Annotated in this window: 16 protein-coding genes; 10 read left to right on the forward strand and 6 right to left on the reverse strand. The window is 60.8% G+C overall.

The window, feature by feature from the left end:
* The first annotated feature begins 34 nt into the window (after positions 1–34).
* The 7 genes from AC1DZ8_RS32675 to AC1DZ8_RS32705 all read left to right on the forward strand — a co-directional run bounded on the left by AC1DZ8_RS32675 (position 35) and on the right by AC1DZ8_RS32705 (position 6761).
* Positions 35–268, forward strand: coding sequence for a hypothetical protein (locus AC1DZ8_RS32675; protein WP_477402352.1), 234 nt, complete (start codon positions 35–37; stop codon positions 266–268).
* A gap of 303 nt (positions 269–571) precedes the next feature.
* Positions 572–1243 (forward strand): hypothetical protein, encoded by a 672-nt coding sequence (locus AC1DZ8_RS32680; RefSeq protein ID WP_477307812.1) that lies wholly within the window; start codon positions 572–574, stop codon positions 1241–1243.
* Positions 1244–1250: 7 nt separating this feature from the next.
* Entirely contained in the window at positions 1251–3935 is a 2685-nt protein-coding gene (locus AC1DZ8_RS32685; RefSeq protein WP_477307814.1) for an OmpA family protein, read from the forward strand.
* Between the two features lie 11 nt (positions 3936–3946).
* Positions 3947–4441: a Rab family GTPase gene (locus AC1DZ8_RS32690; protein WP_112561831.1), complete on the forward strand. Its 495-nt coding sequence runs from the start codon at positions 3947–3949 to the stop codon at positions 4439–4441.
* A 3-nt stretch (positions 4442–4444) separates the two neighbouring features.
* Positions 4445–5515, forward strand: coding sequence for an adenylate/guanylate cyclase domain-containing protein (locus AC1DZ8_RS32695; protein WP_477402354.1), 1071 nt, complete (start codon positions 4445–4447; stop codon positions 5513–5515).
* Between the two features lie 139 nt (positions 5516–5654).
* Complete coding sequence (locus AC1DZ8_RS32700; protein ID WP_477307818.1) at positions 5655–6245, forward strand: ankyrin repeat domain-containing protein; 591 nt, start codon at positions 5655–5657, stop codon at positions 6243–6245.
* Between the two features lie 12 nt (positions 6246–6257).
* Entirely contained in the window at positions 6258–6761 is a 504-nt protein-coding gene (locus AC1DZ8_RS32705) for a YHS domain-containing (seleno)protein (RefSeq protein WP_352587821.1), read from the forward strand.
* 12 nt (positions 6762–6773) lie between these two features.
* Here the strand turns inward: AC1DZ8_RS32705 and AC1DZ8_RS32710 are convergent, their stop codons facing one another.
* Together AC1DZ8_RS32710 and AC1DZ8_RS32715 are read right to left on the reverse strand one after the other, a co-directional pair.
* Positions 6774–8960, reverse strand: coding sequence for an adenylate/guanylate cyclase domain-containing protein (locus AC1DZ8_RS32710; RefSeq protein WP_477402356.1), 2187 nt, complete (start codon positions 8958–8960; stop codon positions 6774–6776).
* Between the two features lie 104 nt (positions 8961–9064).
* Positions 9065–11242 (reverse strand): tetratricopeptide repeat protein, encoded by a 2178-nt coding sequence (locus tag AC1DZ8_RS32715; RefSeq protein WP_477402358.1) that lies wholly within the window; start codon positions 11240–11242, stop codon positions 9065–9067.
* Between the two features lie 181 nt (positions 11243–11423).
* Here AC1DZ8_RS32715 and AC1DZ8_RS32720 point away from each other — a divergent pair, with 181 nt between their 5' ends.
* Complete coding sequence (locus AC1DZ8_RS32720) at positions 11424–12071, forward strand: class I SAM-dependent methyltransferase (protein ID WP_477311109.1); 648 nt, start codon at positions 11424–11426, stop codon at positions 12069–12071.
* 78 nt (positions 12072–12149) lie between these two features.
* Here the strand turns inward: AC1DZ8_RS32720 and AC1DZ8_RS32725 are convergent, their stop codons facing one another.
* Genes AC1DZ8_RS32725 through AC1DZ8_RS32735 form a run of 3 tightly spaced genes read right to left on the reverse strand, consistent with a single transcriptional unit; the run spans position 12150 to position 13554 of the window.
* The gene (locus tag AC1DZ8_RS32725; protein ID WP_477311107.1) at positions 12150–12584 is read right to left on the reverse strand and encodes a hypothetical protein; all 435 of its coding nucleotides are present in this window, start codon (positions 12582–12584) and stop codon (positions 12150–12152) included.
* A complete protein-coding gene (locus AC1DZ8_RS32730; RefSeq protein ID WP_477311105.1) occupies positions 12581–12925 on the reverse strand; it encodes a nucleoside hydrolase in 345 nt (114 codons plus the stop codon). Before AC1DZ8_RS32730 ends, AC1DZ8_RS32725 begins: the two co-directional genes overlap by 4 nt.
* On the reverse strand, positions 12817–13554 hold the full coding sequence (locus tag AC1DZ8_RS32735; protein WP_477311103.1) for a nucleoside hydrolase: 738 nt from the start codon (positions 13552–13554) through the stop codon (positions 12817–12819). Before AC1DZ8_RS32735 ends, AC1DZ8_RS32730 begins: the two co-directional genes overlap by 109 nt.
* A gap of 413 nt (positions 13555–13967) precedes the next feature.
* On the opposite strand from AC1DZ8_RS32735, the gene AC1DZ8_RS32740 reads away from it, so the two are divergent.
* The gene (locus AC1DZ8_RS32740) at positions 13968–14123 is read left to right on the forward strand and encodes a DUF1127 domain-containing protein (RefSeq protein ID WP_142867119.1); all 156 of its coding nucleotides are present in this window, start codon (positions 13968–13970) and stop codon (positions 14121–14123) included.
* Positions 14124–14174: 51 nt separating this feature from the next.
* On the opposite strand, the gene AC1DZ8_RS32745 is transcribed toward AC1DZ8_RS32740, so the two are convergent.
* Positions 14175–14915: a sulfotransferase family protein gene (locus AC1DZ8_RS32745; protein WP_477311101.1), complete on the reverse strand. Its 741-nt coding sequence runs from the start codon at positions 14913–14915 to the stop codon at positions 14175–14177.
* Positions 14916–15176: 261 nt separating this feature from the next.
* Here AC1DZ8_RS32745 and AC1DZ8_RS32750 point away from each other — a divergent pair, with 261 nt between their 5' ends.
* Entirely contained in the window at positions 15177–16373 is a 1197-nt protein-coding gene (locus tag AC1DZ8_RS32750; RefSeq protein WP_477311111.1) for an aminotransferase-like domain-containing protein, read from the forward strand.
* The last annotated feature ends 192 nt before the right edge of the window (positions 16374–16565 follow it).

The raw sequence follows: 16565 nt of genomic DNA on the forward strand, positions 1-16565 counted from the left end.
AAGCCGCCGCTCGACCAACCAAAGGACGACAGCTGTGAGCGAACCCACCGTGGCCCAGGCGACCGAGAGCATTTATGCCTCGCTGCGGGCGGACAATGCCGACATCGACGCCCATATCGCGACGCTCAAGGCAGCGCTGGCTCGAGAAGGGGCAAAACAGGCAGTGTTCGATCCGGCCAAGTTGGCGCAGAACAACCGCCAGGGCCGCAAGTTGATGCAGGCATATTTTCGCCAGCGCGGCGTGAGCGTGAGCTTTTCGGACCAGTAGAGCGGCGCGCGTCGACTAGCTGCCGGCCATAGCCCAGACCGGAAACGCCCGCAGTATTGCCTTGTAATTGGTGGAGCGCTCTCTATCGAATAATATTGAGCGCAATATTGCAGTTACCGCCGCCGCCATTTGAAATGGCCTGGCCCCAAACGTCCATTGCTGAATCAGTGCGCGGCAATCGGCTGCCTCACGAATCAACTTAAGTCAAGAGATACCGACTTGCGAGCCGGGTATTTTGCTGACATGCTCTGTTTTTTATGGGGTTTTGCACCTTGGCAGGTGCTCAAATGGAAGGGCAAAAGCATGGCAAAGGAAGCTACGAATACCGTTTCTTCAGAAAAGAAGGCGGACGCAAATCTGATAGGTAACACGGAAGGAAACGGGCTGAACTTCATGGGAGTCCAGGCCCGCGAGAACGGCGCCCCCGGCGCCGGCGACGGCGTCGGCGTCGACAAGATACGTGACCTGCTGTTCGGCAACCAGATGCAGGACTACGACCGCCGTTTTTCCAAGCTTGAGGAGCGGGTCTTGCAGCGCTTCAAGGATGTCGAGTCCGAAGCCAAGCGCAATCTCGAAATGTACGAGTTGAACGCAAAGAAGCAGATCGATTCGCTTGCGGGGCAGTTGCGGAACGAAAAAGATTCGCGAGCCGACGCCGACAAGGAGATCGATCGGAATCTTCGCGAGCAAAACCAGGCACTTGAAAAGCAGGTGCGCGCGTTGTCGGATCAACTGAGCGAGCTTGAGCGCGACGTTTCGGACAGGATCAATCGGAACGATCATTCGCTGCGTGAGGAAATCAAGCAGAAGAATGAAGGCGTTCAGATGCTGATCGAGAAGATGTTTGCCGATCTCAGCAACGTCAAGACCGACCGAAATCTTTTGGCCGGCCTGTTTGTCGAGGTTGCAAAAGCTCTCAATCAGGATCCCGTCGGCAGCAAGAGCAACTCGGACCGTAGCTGGAAAGCGAGTTGATGGGACCTTGACGTCAACCGTCGACCCATTCAACCTTCCGCAAAGAACAGCCTCGAACGATAAAGAGATTGATCGCGAGGCTCTGGCTCGTCTTTTGATCGAGATCGCCCGGAACGTTGATCCGGATTACCGTGCGCAGTTCGAGACGGTTCCAACCGCCGATCCGCGCATGGAAACGCTGCGGCAGTTGCTGGTCAGCCGCGAAATCTCCGAGCTTTCACGCGTCACGCATCTGCTCGACGAACCCGAGCAGCTTGCGGCGGCCGTGGGTGACGTTCTTCCCAGTGCGACCGCACGGGCGTCTCATACGCAACTCGGCGAGGCCCTTGCGCCAGCCGTCGAAAGGGCTGTGCAACGGTCGATCCAGAAGAGCCCGCGCACGCTGACGGACATATTGTACCCGGTGTTTCTGCCGGCAATTCGCAAGTCGATCGGCGAAAAGATCGACCAGACCTTTCAGTCGCTGAATGAAACTCTAAGGCACATATTCACCTGGCACGGGCTCAAGTGGAGACTTGAAGCCTGGAGAACAGGGGCAAGCTTCTCGGAAGTTGTTCTCAAGCATTCCCTTGTCTACCGTGTAGAACATGCCTTCCTCATTCATCGCACTTCCGGTCTTTTGATAGCGCATGTAACGGCCGATAATGCGACGAGCGAAGATCCTCAGCTTATTTCTTCGATGCTCAGCGCGATTCAGGATTTTGTGAAGGACTCGTTTAACGAGAAAGAGCAGAGCGGCCTGGACACAATCCGTTTCGGCGAGCTTCGTCTCTGGTCGGAAGTTGGATCGTTTGCGACCCTGGTTTCGGTGATCCGGGGAAATCCGCCGGAGGAATTGCATGAAATCGTTCGCGATGTGTTGCTTCGCATCCATGAGCAATCCTCAGAGGCTTTAGAGCAGTTTGACGGCGACGGTTCGCAGCTGGCCTCCGTAGAGGCGCAGTTGCAGACCTGCGTCGAGCTCAAGCAGGAGGAATCAAACGAGGGATTTCCGTGGCTGGTGGCGGCCGTTGCCCTGTTGCTCTTGAGTCTGGCAGGCGGTTGGTACTTTCTTTCCTGGCAATCAGCGCAGCGCTGGCAGGCATACGTGTCGCGCTGGCAGGCTTACGTGTCGCGAGTGGAGGCGCAGCCGGGCATCATCGTTGCCGAACAGCAGGTACGCGATGGCCAGTTCTATATTGCCGGCCTGAGGGACCCGCTTGCCGTCGACCCACAGTCGCTGTTGTCAGGCACGGGAGTCGATCCGGCCGGGGTTCATTCGCAATGGCAATTCTATCAGAGCCTTGAGCCGGAGTTCGTGCTGAAGCGGCTGACGGCGTCGCTGGCTCCTCCGGAAACAGTGCGACTTTCGATCGTCAACGACCGCATCGTTGCCGAGGGTGAGGCTCCCGACACCTGGATCGCCCGGGCGCGCGCGGCGGCCCAGCAGCTTTCGGCAGGCGGGCCGGTCTTCGACATCTCGGGGGTTCGTGACGTGAGCCCCGAAGTGCGCGCAGCGGAGCGCTGGCAGACCTATGTGTCGCGACTGGAGACCCAGCCAGGCATCATCGTTGCAGACCAAAAGATACGCGACGGCCAATTCTATATCGCCGGCCTGCGAGACCCGCTTGGTGTCGATCCGCAGTCGCTGTTGTCGGGAACAGAAGTCGATCCCGCCCGGGTTCATGCGCAGTGGCAATTCTATGAGAGCCTTGCGCCGGAGTTCGTGTTGAAGCGGCTGACGGCGTCGCTGTATCCGCCAGATACAGTCCGGCTTTCGATCGTCGATAATCGCATCGTTGCTGAGGGTGAGGCGCCCGACACTTGGATAGACCGGGCGCGTGCGGCGGCCCGACAGCTTTCGGCAGGCGGGCCGGAATTCGACATCTCCAAGGTTCGTGATGTGAGCCCCGAAGCACGCGCGGCGGAGCACTGGCAGTATTATGTGTCGCGACTTGAGGCCCAACCGGGAATCATCGTCGCCCAACAAACGGCGAGGGGTGGACAGTTCTACATTTCCGGCCTGAGAGACCCGCTTGCCGCCGACCCGCAAGCTCTGCTGTCCGGAACGGGGGTTGATCCTGCCCGCGTTCATTCACAGTGGCAATTCTATCAGAGCCTTGATCCGAAGTTCGTGGTTAAGCGGCTGACGGCGTCGCTGAACCCGCCGAAAACGGTTCAGCTTTCGATCATCCAGGGTCGCATCGTTGTCGTCGGCGAGGCACCTGCCGGCTGGATCAACCGGGCGCAGGCCGCCGCCGAACAACTTTCGGCGGACGGAGTGGTTCTGGATGTCTCGCAGCTCACTGAGCTGAACCTTGCAGAACTTAATTATTTGCGAGAGGCCATCCAGGCGACCAATGTCTTCTTCCCGTCCGGCAAAGTTGTGCCGGGACCGGAGCAGGCGCCGGTTCTCGACAGGTTGGCGGAACAAATCAAGGAATTCGCCGACAATGCCCGCAAATCAGGCGTAACAGCGCGGTTCATGTTGACTGGGCATTCGGACGCCACTGGTCGTGAGACGGCCAACGCGTCGATCAGCACCGCCCGCGCCGAGGCAGTTCGTGCGCTTCTCAACAAGCGCGGCGTCGTTCCGGAACTGCTGCTGGTCCGGGGCGCCGGCACCTTTGAGCCGCTGGTGCCTGAAAATGAAAATAGTCAAGCCGGGAGCTCCACCAATCGCCGGGTTTCGATTACTGTAAACCTGGACTAGCGGAGCCCGAAATGTTGCAAAAAAAGATCTGCATGCTGGGCGGCTTCGCTGTCGGGAAGACGAGCCTGGTTCGCAGGTTTGTGCAAAGCATCTTTTCAGAAACCTACCTGACCACGGTGGGCGTGAAAATCGACAAGAAGAGTGTCGAACTCCCGGGCAAAACCGTAGATCTTATTTTGTGGGATCTGGCCGGCGAAGACGATATCGGCTCATTCCGCGTCAGCTATGTCCGAGGTGCAACCGGGCTCGTGCTTGTCGTCGATGGAACCCGCGCCGCAACCCTTGCCGTGGCGCTCACGCTGCGCGAACGGGTCGAGGCCGAATTCGGCGCTATGCCGTTTATATTGCTGATAAACAAATCCGATCTGGCCGATCGGTGGGCAATATCGGATAGTGAGATTGACGAACTGAGGCAGCGTGGATGGCAAATCTATCTGACAAGTGCGCTCACGGGCGAGCATGTTGATGATGCGTTTCATCAGCTTGCCTTGATGGTCACAAAATAGACCATGCATGGATTGCCAAAAGAGGTCAGAAGTTGGATTTTCAACTTCTTCTCCAATGGGCACTCTGTCGCATATGTGAAAATCGACGCCCAGCTTTGCGTGGCTGCCAAGGGCGGCAATGTCGAACATCACGGACTCTCGTCGCTCCGCATCGGCGAGCCTGTTGCCGAGCAGCTTGAGTTCATGGAAGGTTTGCTGCCTTGCCCGGAGCTGCCGTTTCATATTCCCATGGTCGAACTGCCCAGCGGGCGTGTCGCGGACCTTCATTTTTTTGCTGACGATGACTGCGTGTGGCTGCTCTTTCTTGACGCCAGTGTCGAACGCGCCAACAGGCAGCGGCTTCAGCAGAAGGCTTATGAAATGACACTCCTGCAAGAGAGGGAGCGTCAACTCAACGAGAAACTGCAAGCAGCGAACGAGGCGTTGAGAAAGAGCCAGGAGGGATTGGCGCGTGAGTACCAGCGCGCCGAAGCCCTGCTCCTCAACATTCTTCCGGCGTCGATCGCCGAGCGCCTGAAGGCGCACAAGAAAATTGCTGACAACCACGCAGAGGTCAGTGTGCTTTTTGCCGACATCGTCGGTTTTACGGAACGGGCGCGGACCGTCGGTGCCGTGACGACGCTCGCCATCTTGAATTACTTCTTCAAGGCGGCGGATCGGCTCTCTGAGCGACATGGCTGCGAAAAGATCAAGACAATCGGCGATTGTGTGATGGTGGTCGCTGGCCTGCCGACCGCCCGATCCGATCATGCAAAAGCCCTCGCGCAGTATGCCGTCGAGCTGCGCAAGGCAGTCAAGCGCGAGCGCTTCGCGGGAGAGCCGATACGGCTCAGAATTGGAATTCACTCGGGCCCGATCGTCGCCGGCGTCATAGGCAAGAGGCGGTTCGCTTATGACCTGTGGGGCGAGACCGTCAATCTCGCCTCGCGCATTCAAACGTCCGCGGAGCCCGATGAAATCCGCATTTCGGATGCAACGCACCAACTGCTCGGACCAAAATTTGTTTGCGACCCACTCGGGGAAACGGAATTGCGTGGTGCGGGTCATGTGCGAATGTGGCGGCTCCCGGCCTGATCTGCCGCCTGGCAGTGACGACCCTGGAGCGCATTGCGTCGCAAGCCAGCCAGCCCGACCGCGCCGTTCGCCAGGATCTGCCCCGATAAGTCCAACGCAGCTTGTATGATTCCAGGCTAATATATGCTACCGCTACGTCATGCGCGGACTGCTGGCACTTGGTATGCTGGTATTGGCGGCTACAACTGCAGCCGCAGGTGAGCAATTGTTCGACTCCATCGCCGCCGGCGACAAGGGTGCCGTAGAGCAAGCCCTGGCAGGCGGTGCCGACGTCGACAGCCGGGCGCGCGACCAGGCAACACTCCTCATCGCTGCAGCGCTAGACAACCAGCCGGAAATCGCCGAATTGCTGCTGGGCAAGGGTGCCGACGTCATGGCGCGTAACTCGGGCGGCTTTACCCCGCTTCATGCGGCGGCATTCTCGGGCAGCCTGCCGATCGCCAAGCTGCTGCTGGAAAAAGGCGCGGTGCTCGACGATGCCGCCAACAAGGCGGGCGCTACGCCGTTGTTGGTGGCCGGCGAGGAAAACCACCTTGAACTGGCCGAATTTCTTATCGCGAAAGGTGCGGATGTGAACCATCCCGAGGGTCATGGCTACATGCCGACAACGCGCGCATTCTGGAAGGGCAACACGGAAATCTTACGACTGTTCAAACGCCATGGTGGTACCTGCCAAGCCAAAATCCTTGGCGAGGCGAACGCGGCGAAGTGCGCAGAAATCCACGATTGAAGGAGGATGCAGATGAGCACGATGATCAAGTCACGACTGGTTCGGAATTTGGGGGCGGCCGCCCTGGTCGCGGTCGCTGCGGTCGCCGGCGCGGGATCGGCCCGGGCCGACGATTCGGTAAACACCGGTTATTTCGGCGGTGTGGCGATCATGGGCTACGACACGGTCGCTTACTTCACCGACGGCAAGGCCGTGAAGGGCTCCGAGGAATTCACTTATGAATGGCTGGGGACACCCTGGCATTTCGCCAGCAAGAAACACCAGGAAATGTTCATGAGCGAACCGGTCAAGTACGCTCCTCAATATGGTGGCTACTGTGCTGGCGAAGTTGTGGGCGGTGGGGTCACGGTCAATGTCGATCCCGAAGCATTCAAGATTATCGATGGCAAGCTCTACCTGATCTACGACGTCGACAACGCGGATGATTTCGCCGCGCATGCGGCTGAAAACATACCGAAAGCCGATGCCAACTGGCCGCAGGTCGCGGCCAATTTGGAGCTCGACAAGTATCACTGAGCCCAGGTTCGCCTACTGGACGACCGTGAAGTGAAACACCTTGCTTGTATTGACATAGGAGTAGCCTTTGCCAGCCGCGTCATTGCGTCTGTAGACGGGACCGCAGTCGGGGCGCCCGAACAGGTTCTCGCTCTGCTCGCATAAGAGATCGCCATCGACGTAGACGGTCTCGGTGACCAGCCGCGTCGTTGTGCGGAAGGCCGCCTTGCCGTCGCTCCCGATCTGAAGGAAGGCTGGTTGTAGTGCGGGTTCGATCTGGCCTTGCAGTGTATGGCCAAGGACGAGGGACGCGATCTCCTCACCCTTCAACTGGTCGTGTTCGTACGGGATGAAGCCGTAGGGCCATTCGGGTAGTCCCGCCTGGCGCAGCGCATTGACAATGGTCGTTAGATCCTGCGGGTTCCGGAAATGTTGAGTCATCTGCCACCCAGCCAGGGAGTCCACGTAGCTGGACCCTGCTCCGAGGCGGAGCCCATCGGCAATTGCGGCTTTCGCATCCGGTAGACGACCGCCGCGGACATACGCCGCAGCGAGCGTAAACCGAAAGTTGGCAACTGTGGGCGCGTCGTCGCGTGTGCGTTCGAGAGTCTCGATCGCTTTCTCGACATTCCCCTGCAGAAGAAAAGCCAGCCCGGCAGCTTCCCGGTTGATGGCTGAAAGGTCGGGGTCGAGCCTGAGCGCCGTCTCGACCGCATTGGCCGCTTCGGCGTGATTGCCGGCGTATAGTTGAACATATCCAAGGGCTGCTTGCGCCTCTGCATCGCCCGGACCGATTGAAACAGCCTTCTTGGCAGAGGCAATCGCGTCTTCGTAGCGGCGATTCACGACCTGCATGATACCGAGAATGGCATAGGGCGACGAAAGGTCCGGTTCGAGTTCCAAAGCTCGGCTCGCTTTCTCATAGGCCCTCTTTCGTGCGGGCGCGCTCTGGATGATGTCGTTGAAGGATTCGCGCCAGACATAGACGGTCGTGCGCGCGTCGGCCGCAAAGGCTTCAGCGAAGGCGGGGTCGAGCCCCTCCGCCTTTTCATAGAGCACAAGCGCCGCCCGCAGACCGGCCAGCAGGCCGCTGCGTGACGCCGTCTCGGCTTGTAGGTAGTAGTCGTAGGCCTCGAGATTATTCGTCGGCGGGCGTGCCATGCGCTTGCTCTCCGCTGCCGAAGCCTGGACACCGAGCGCTTTGGCGATCTCCCCGCTCATCTCGTCCTGGACGGCAAACACGTCAGCCATGCCACGGTCGAACCGATTGGCCCACAGATTATCGCCCGTTGCCGTATCGATAAGCTGGGCGTTGAGGCGGATCTGCTCGCCGGTGCGGCGGACGCTGCCCTCGACAACGAAGCGGACGCCAAGGTCGCGCGCGACGTCCGCCAGCGCTGCAGGCTTGTTCTTGTAGGCGAACACCGAGTTGCGCGCGATGACGTCCAGACCGGAAAGCTTGGTGAGGTCGGTGATCAAATCCTCGGTGATGCCGTCCACAAAATAGTCCTGGCTCGGATCACCCCCGAGGTTTGTAAACGGCAGCACGGCAACCGATGGTCGCTCGGCCAGGGAAGACGTCCTCGATTGCCACGCAAACAATCCTGCAAGGAGCACGACGAGCAGGACCGCGATTCCTGCCATTCCGATCGCCCGGGGGGATACCGGCCGGCGAACCGCCACCTTGATTTTCCCTGCGGCTGCAGGATCCAGCAGCAGCCGATAGGCGCGAACCGGATCGGCGATGTTCTTGAGGCGCTGCTCGCCAAGACTGGCAAAGCCGACATCAACCTTGTGCAGCGCATGATCGAACGCCGTGCCCGAGATACATACACCTCCCGGCTCGGCCATAGCCTCGAGGCGCGCGGCGATGTTGACGCCATCGCCGTAGATGTCATTTTCCTCGACGATGACGTCGCCGAGATTGACGCCGATGCGAAACCGGATCTGCCGGGCATCAGCGATGCCTTTGTTGCGATCGGCCATCCGGCGTTGGATCATGGCAGCACACTGGACGGCATCGACGACGCTGGCGAACTCGACCAGCGCCCCGTCGCCCATGAGCTTGATAATGCGCCCGTGGAATTCCTTGATTGCAGGGTCGACCAGTTCGCGACGGCAACTTTTCAACCGCTCGAGCGTGCCGACCTCGTCCTCGCCCATGAGGCGGCTGTAGCCAACCACATCGGCAGCAAGGATTGCGGTGAGCCGTCGCTCCATACCTGCCTGCGCCCTCCCGTCCGATCACGCGGCTTCGTTGCAGCCTATTCCAGTCCCGGGTCGGACGCGAGCGTAAGCAGCCGCTTTCACCGAGACGCGTGCATCTACTGAATCACGACGAAGTGGAACACCTTGCTTGAGTTGACGAAGGAATAGCCGCCGCTTCCATCGTCACGGCGTTTATAGACGGGACCGCAGTCGGGGCGCCCGAACATATTCTCGCTCAGCTCGCACAACAGGTCGCCATCGACACGGACGGTCTCGGTGACCAGCCGCGTCGTGGAGCGGAAGGCTGCCTTGCCGTCGCTCCCGATCTGGAGGAAGGCTTGTTGGAGACCTGGTTCAAGCTGGCCCTGCAACGTATGGCCCAGCACCAGCGCGGCGATCTCTCCGCCCTTCAAGCGATTGCGCTCGTCGCCGGTGAAGCCGAACGGCCATTCGGGCAAGCCCGCCTGCTGCAACGCATCTATGATGAGAGCCAAATCCTGCGGGTTGCGGTATTGCGCGCCGTTGACCCGGTATGCGGACAATGAATCGAACCCCGGTGTCGACATGGCAGCCAGTCCCTCGGCGACCGCCGCCTTCGCATCCTGCAGGCGGCCGGCGCGGGCGTAGGCGGCACCGAGCGTGACCGTGAAATCTCCGACTGACGGCGCATCGTCGCGGGTGCGCTCGAGCGCCTCGATCGCCTTGTCGTTGCTCCCTTGAATGAGAAAGACCAGACCGGCAATTTGCCGGTTGATCGGTGAAAGGTTGGGGTCGAGTCTGAGCGCTGTCTCGACCGCTGCGGCTGCCTCGGCATGATTGCCGGCGAACAGTTGCACGTATCCTAGAGCTATTTGCGTCTCCGCATCGCCGGGGCCGAGCGCAACGGCTCGCTCGACCGAGGCGATGGCTTCCTCATAGCGGCGATCCACGACCTGCATGATGCCAAGGATCGCATAAGGCGACGAGAGGTCCGGATCGAGTCGCAGCGCACGGCTTGCCTTCTCATAGGCGCGCTTGCGCGCCGGCGCGCTCTGCATGATGTCGTTGAACGATTCGCGCCAGATATAGACTGTCATGCTTGCATCCGCCGCGAAGGCTTCGGCAAAGGTAGGGTCAAGCTCCTCCGCCTTGTCGTAGAGCGCAAGCGCCTCCCGCAGCCCGTCGCGCCGGCCGGTCCGTGCTGTCTGCTCGGCCCGAAGGTAGAAATCGTAGGCCTCGAGGTTTTCGGTCGGCGGGCGTGCCATGCGCTCGCTTTCCGCTGCCGAAGGTTGCATGCCGAGCGCCTTGGCGATCTCCCGGCTCATCTCGTCCTGGACACTGAACACGCCAGTCATGCCGCGGTCGAACCGGTTGGCCCACAGATTGTCACCCGTTGCCGTATCGATGAGCTGGGCATTGAGGCGGATCTGCTCGCCGGTGCGGCGGACGCTCCCCTCGACGACGTAGCGGACGCCAAGGTCGCGCGCGACGTCCGCCGGCGCTGCAGGCTTGTTCTTGTAGGCGAACACCGAGTTGCGGGCGATGACATCGAGACCGGAAAGCTTGGTGAGGTCGGTGATCAAATCCTCGGTGATGCCGTCAGCGAAATAGTCCTGGCCTGGATCGCCGCCGAGATTTGCAAACGGCAGCACGGCAACCGATGGCCGCGATGGCATCGAGAACTTCTGCCATGCGAAAATGCCGGCAAGCACGGCAATCGCCAGGGCGGCGGCGCCTGCCAGGATCATGACGCGCGATCCCGGCCGGTGTGGCGCGGATATGACCTTTCCCGATGCTGCGGGATCCAGCAGCAGCCGATAGGCGCGAACGGGGTCGGCGATGTTCTTGAGCCGCTGCTCGCCAAGGCTGGCAAAGCCGACGTCAACCTTGTGCAGCGCGTGATCGAACGCCGTGCCCGAAATACATACACCTCCCGGCTCGGCCATAGCCTCGAGGCGCGCGGCGATGTTGACGCCATCGCCGTAGATGTCATTTTCCTCGACGATGACATCGCCGAGATTGACGCCGATGCGAAACCGGATCTGCCGGGCATCAGTGGTGCCCCGGTCGCGCTCCGCCATCCGGCGTTGGATCATGGCAGCACACTGGACGGCATCGACGACGCTGGCGAACTCGACCAGCGCGCCGTCGCCCATGAGCTTGATAATGCGCCCGTGGAATTCCTTGATTGCAGGGTCGACCAGTTCGCGACGGCAACTTTTCAACCGCTCGAGCGTGCCGACCTCGTCCTCGCCCATGAGGCGGCTGTAGCCAACCACATCGGCAGCAAGGATTGCGGTAAGCCTTCGCTCCATGTGCGGGTGTCTTGCCCCCCCTGGGTCAACGCTTTGCCGACGAGCGTATTCTAGTACTACTTTGATTGCGAGCGTGCTTGGCTCCTGGGGCAGCGGTCAATGCAACCACCATCCCTTGGCCACTTACTTTGCGTTCAGCTCCATCATGTAAGGCTTCGCACTCCCGGGGGGCTTTTCGCCAATGCTGGACAATTACGAGATCGACCGGTTTGGCGTGATCCACCAGATCGACGTCACGCCGATCAAATACGACAAGAAATACATGTCCTACTACGAGGACCTGAGCGACCGCACCATCAAGCTCGGCTATCAGCGGCTTGGCTGGGTGCTGGGGATTACCGGCGAGATACCGCGGTCGGTGCTGGAGATCGGCTATGGCACCGGTACATTCATCGAAGCCGCGAAGATTACCGGGGTTGCCGACTGCGCCGGCTGCGACATCACCCGGTTTCCGCTGCCCAAGGGTGTGCGCTTTGTCGATTGGGAGGAGGCGCTCGCCGGCTCGTGGGATCTTGTGGCCATGTTCGACGTGCTCGAGCACATCCCTGATCTCAGTTTTCTCGCCCGCCTTCAGGCCCGCCATCTGGCCATCGCCGTTCCCTATTGCCGCTGGCGTGAGCTCGGCGCCGATGGCGACGCATGGTTCGAGACGTGGCGCATGCGTCTGCCCAACGAGCATTTGCACCATTTCGACCGCGAGTCGCTGGTGGCGCTGCTGGCGCACCACGGCTTCGAATGCGTGACGCTGAATGGATTCGAGGACGGCATCAGGCTGCGGCCGGGCGAGGCGGGTCCGAATATTCTGTCCGGCTTTTTCAGGAAGCTATAGGCCGGTTCTCTCCGCGGCAGACCTCATTCAAAAAAATGAGGCCCGCGAACGGGCCTCGTCCCGTCGACGGCAGGCCGGTCAGCCCTTCTTCATTGCCTTCATGGCCATGTCCATGTGCATCACGCAATCGTCAGCCTTGTTGGCCTTCATGGCTTCCTTTGCCATGTCCATTTCCTTCATGGCTGCGTCCTTCTTCATGGCGTCGCCGGTCATGGCATCCATGTCAGTCTGCAACTTCATCATCGATGCGTCGTCGCATTTCATCATCGCATCGTCTGCGAACGCCGGTTGAGCGACGACCACAGCCAAAGCAGCTGCTGCAAGTATGGATTTCAGCATGACGTTTCTCCTACCTTTTCCCAATCGGGGATGAATCTCCCCCTTGTTGTTTCGGTAGCAGGCAAAAAACGTTACGCTGGCGGCCCGTTTAATATTTTCGTTCTCTCGGGGAACCTGTTCAGAGAACCGGATTTCGCGGACCCCTGCAGGCTGAAGCGTTGCCTGGCGCGTCACCCCTTGGCCTTCACCAGCCGCTCCAGCGCATCCACAATCAGATCGCAGAACTTCGCATGGTCGAGCTTCATCGCCACCGTGTGGCGGAAGTCGGTCTGCTCGCTCGCCGTGCCGCCGAAATGGTGCATGCCGCCCATTTTCTCGAAGTTGCAGACCGTCATGCCCTTGGTCCACCGTCCCGCAAGCTCGACGCGGATGTCGGCCTTCTCGGTGGTGAAAACGGTCGGGTCGATCATGGCAGCCACGCAGCAGGCGTCATGGATGGCTGGATATTCGATCTGCAACAGACCGCCATGCGCGGTGGCGATGAATGCCCATATATCGAGAATGAACTTGGCCATCGGGCCGCCAATGGCGCGCACCTGTCCTGCAGGTCCGGCGTGGCCAGCGCCTGGTGCGTGAGGTCGAGCCCCACCATGGTGACGTCCCAATCGGCGCGGAACACCACGTCGGCGGCCTCAGGGTCGCCATAGACATTGAACTCCGCCGCCGGCGTGATGTTGCCGCGCGTGTAGGCGCCGCCCATGGCGACGACCCGCTTCACCCGCCCGACGATGCGCGGGTCCTTGCGCACGGCAAGCGCGATGTTGGTGTAGGGGCCGACCGGCACCAGCGTGACCGTCTTCGGCTCATGCGCCATGACCGTGTCGATGATGAAGTCGACCGCATGGCGCTTGTCGAGCTCGAACGAGGCCGGCGGCAGTTCGGGCCCGTCGAGCCCGGTCGCGCCATGGATCTCGACGGCCAGCACCTGATCGATGAGCAGCGGGCCGGGAGAACCCTTCGCCACCGGCACCTTGATGCCATAGGCGGTGCAGACCGAAAGCGCATTGCGCGTGGTGTTCTCGACATTGTGGTTGCCCGAAACCGTGGTGATGCCGAGGAGGTCGATGTTTGGGTTGCCTGCCGCCAACAGAATGGCGATCGCATCGTCATGCCCGGGGTCGCAGTCGAGAATGATCTTTTCCATGGTGGCATCTCCTCCGTCGGCCGAGCTTGACGGGACAAGAGACTGGCGTGTTTGCGCCGTCAAGGCTCTGGCTCTCGACAGATGTAGTGCCACGTCCGCAAAGGCCGGCTGTCTGCGCAGACCGCCCAGCAAGCCCCGTCCGAAGATTCGCAGGCTCCGGAATAAGGCTTGGCCGACAGCGGCTGAATCGACACTTCAGGCCAGCAGGCCAAGTGTCTGACATCGCTGGACGCGTGTACTCTGGCGCGGCCCTTCGTGGCGCTTCTTCAATTCCATAAACTGATTTGCATACAAATGTTTCCGAGCGGGCACGCTATGTGAACCGCTTCACCGTTGCCGCGCAATCGATCGGTTACAGAGGCCGTGCAAGAGCGGGCCCGGGGCAGCGCTCTGCTGCTGCATGGAGGTAACCGATGTTTGAAAGTCTCACCAGAATTCGCGCCGCCCTGGCGCGCGCCAGCAGGCACAGGAAGACCGTGCGGGCACTGAATGCGTTGCCGACGGAGATCCAGAAGGACATTGGCTGGACGGAGTCGAAGGCGATCGATGAGATACGGCTGCCGTTCTAGGCGCAGCAGCGGTCTCCTCAAGATGGAGGGCAGGCTCCTTGCTCTCCTTGCCTACCCCAGCCACCACCACAGCGCCGCAAGCACAAGCATGATCGCGGCGATCGACAGCCCGAGCATGATGTAGCTGCCCTTGATGATGTCGCGGATGATCTTCTTGACGCTTTCGCGGTCGTTGAGGTTGGGGAAGGGCTCGTTGGGCAGCGCCACGCCGAGGAAGGCGCAGAGCGGCGCCCAGCCGTCGCTGACCTTGAACACCAGCAGCTTCTCCGGTGGAACCGCCGCTATCACCTCCTCGGTGTAGGCGTTGTAGCGAGCGATCGCCTTGGCGCGGTCGTCCATCACGCCGGCCAGCGTGCGGCCCCAGACCAGTTTGCTCGACATGTCGCCGAATTTCCGGCCGAACGGCGTCAGCCACTCGAGGATCTTGAACTGCCAGACATTCTTGGTGAAGTAGATCGTGTCGATGGTGCTGTCGTACCAGGCTTCGGCGCCGCGCGGGTGCAGGGTGAGCAGCACCTTGGCGTCGGGATAGGCGGCCATCAATTCGCGCCATACGCAGCATCCCGGATTGTCGACCGTCGCCGTGTAATTGGCGAACACCCGGTTCCAGTCGTGCTGGCTGCCGGGCGGGCTGTTCGCCACCTTGCGCCAGAAATCGAGATGGCCCTTGTTGGCTTTGTTGATGATGACTTCCTGCATGTGGTAGCTGGGAAAACCCAGCCTGTTCAGCGCGGCAAAGGTCGACCATGTGCCGGTGCGGCCGAACCCGGCCCCGATGAGTTCGAGCGTCATTTATCCCCCCGTTTCTTGAGACCGCTTTTCTTTTTATGCCGGTCTGCTCGAAATGAGGTTGCATCCACGGCTTTGGACGCGCAACAATTTTCCACGTTGAGCACCAAAATGTGTTTGCTTTTCCGCCTGGGCCACGCGGAATGACCTTCTGGCTATTCCAGCGGGCGAGGGAGCCTGATAATAGGTCAGGTAGATTGACCTAAATTGCGCTGGACAGGATCATGCCCGGCAATATCCACGGGGAGGTGGGCTTTGAGTTTGATGGACCTGTTGGCGTCGCGCGCCTCGCGCATGAAGGCGTCGGAAATCCGCGAGCTGTTGAAACTGCTCGACCAGCCCGACATCATCTCCTTTGCCGGCGGCATCCCCGATCCGGCTTTGTTTCCCTCGCAGGCCATCGCCGATGCCTATGCCTCGGTGCTCGGCGGCGCGGAGGCGAGTGCTGCCCTGCAGTATCAGGTCTCCGAGGGTTATCTGCCGCTGCGGCGCTGGCTGGCCGGTCAGATGGGCAAGCTCGGCATCGCCTGTGACGAGCACAACATCTTCATCACCTCCGGTTCGCAGCAGGCCCTGGATTATCTGGGAAAACTGTTCCTGTCGCCCGGCGACACCGCGCTGGTGACGTGGCCGACCTATCTCGGCGCGTTGCAGGCCTTCAACGCCTATGAGCCGCGCTATGACCGGCTGACGCCGGATGGCGGCAACATGACGCCGGCCGCCTATCAAGCGGCCGCAGCTGCTGCCGGCGGCAAGGTGAAATTCGCCTATCTGGTGCCGGATTTCGCCAACCCGACCGGCGAGACGCTGAACGCCAAGCAGCGCGAGGCGGTGCTCGATCTCGCCGGCGAGCTCAACATCGCCGTCATCGAGGACGCCGCCTATCGCGCGCTGCGCTATGACGGCGAGGGCGAGCCGCCGATCCTGGCGCTCGACTGCGAACGCTCCGGCGGCATCGAAAACGCCCGCACGCTCTATTGCGGCTCGTTCTCAAAAATCCTGTCGCCGGGCATGCGCGTCGGCTGGGTCTGCGCACCGCGCCGCGTCGTCGAGCGGCTGGTGCTCATGAAGCAGGCCTCGGACCTGCACAGCCCGTCGATCAACCAGCTGGTCATGCACCGCGTTTCCGAGGCGGTCTATGACGGCCAGGTGGAAAAGCTGATCGATGCTTATCGCGGTCGTCGCGATGCCCTGCTTGCCGCGCTCGAGGCCGAAATGCCCGACGGTGTAAGCTGGAGCCGCCCCGAAGGCGGCATGTTCGTCTGGCTGACGCTGCCTGAGGGCTCGGACGCCACTGCGCTGCTCGCCCGCTCGGTCAAGGAAGCCCGCGTGGCGTTTGTGCCGGGCAATGCGTTCCATGCCGACGGGTCAGGTCGCAACACGATGCGGATGAGCTTTACGCTCGCCGATGCGCGCGCCGTGGGCGAGGGCGTGCCGAGATTGGCGAAGTTGATGAAGTAGCTAATCTCCCCCCTTGAGGCAGGGCAATCGCATATGGACTCTTTCGAGGAATCGAACGGCGAACAAATCGGAATCGCGTCGAGAACAAACGTCGCGAGATTCCATCTTTGTTCCGCATATGCGATTCCCCTGCCCCTTGAGGGGGGAGATGGCCGGCAGGCCAGAGGGGGTCGGCTCGACTGGGCGCCAACC

This window comes from Mesorhizobium sp. P2_F7, from assembly GCF_056403695.1.

Coding starts and splice junctions, on each gene's coding strand:
- AC1DZ8_RS32735 (WP_477311103.1), bottom strand. CDS start 13,554: ATGGAAAAGATCATTCTCGACTGCGACCCCGGGCATGACGATGCGATC.
- AC1DZ8_RS32715 (WP_477402358.1), bottom strand. CDS start 11,242: ATGGAGCGAAGGCTTACCGCAATCCTTGCTGCCGATGTGGTTGGCTAC.
- AC1DZ8_RS32745 (WP_477311101.1), bottom strand. CDS start 14,915: ATGACGCTCGAACTCATCGGGGCCGGGTTCGGCCGCACCGGCACATGG.
- AC1DZ8_RS32730 (WP_477311105.1), bottom strand. CDS start 12,925: ATGGCCAAGTTCATTCTCGATATATGGGCATTCATCGCCACCGCGCAT.
- AC1DZ8_RS32695 (WP_477402354.1), top strand. CDS start 4,445: ATGCATGGATTGCCAAAAGAGGTCAGAAGTTGGATTTTCAACTTCTTC.
- AC1DZ8_RS32700 (WP_477307818.1), top strand. CDS start 5,655: ATGCGCGGACTGCTGGCACTTGGTATGCTGGTATTGGCGGCTACAACT.
- AC1DZ8_RS32710 (WP_477402356.1), bottom strand. CDS start 8,960: ATGGAGCGACGGCTCACCGCAATCCTTGCTGCCGATGTGGTTGGCTAC.
- AC1DZ8_RS32750 (WP_477311111.1), top strand. CDS start 15,177: ATGGACCTGTTGGCGTCGCGCGCCTCGCGCATGAAGGCGTCGGAAATC.
- AC1DZ8_RS32740 (WP_142867119.1), top strand. CDS start 13,968: ATGTTTGAAAGTCTCACCAGAATTCGCGCCGCCCTGGCGCGCGCCAGC.
- AC1DZ8_RS32680 (WP_477307812.1), top strand. CDS start 572: ATGGCAAAGGAAGCTACGAATACCGTTTCTTCAGAAAAGAAGGCGGAC.
- AC1DZ8_RS32705 (WP_352587821.1), top strand. CDS start 6,258: ATGAGCACGATGATCAAGTCACGACTGGTTCGGAATTTGGGGGCGGCC.
- AC1DZ8_RS32690 (WP_112561831.1), top strand. CDS start 3,947: ATGTTGCAAAAAAAGATCTGCATGCTGGGCGGCTTCGCTGTCGGGAAG.
- AC1DZ8_RS32720 (WP_477311109.1), top strand. CDS start 11,424: ATGCTGGACAATTACGAGATCGACCGGTTTGGCGTGATCCACCAGATC.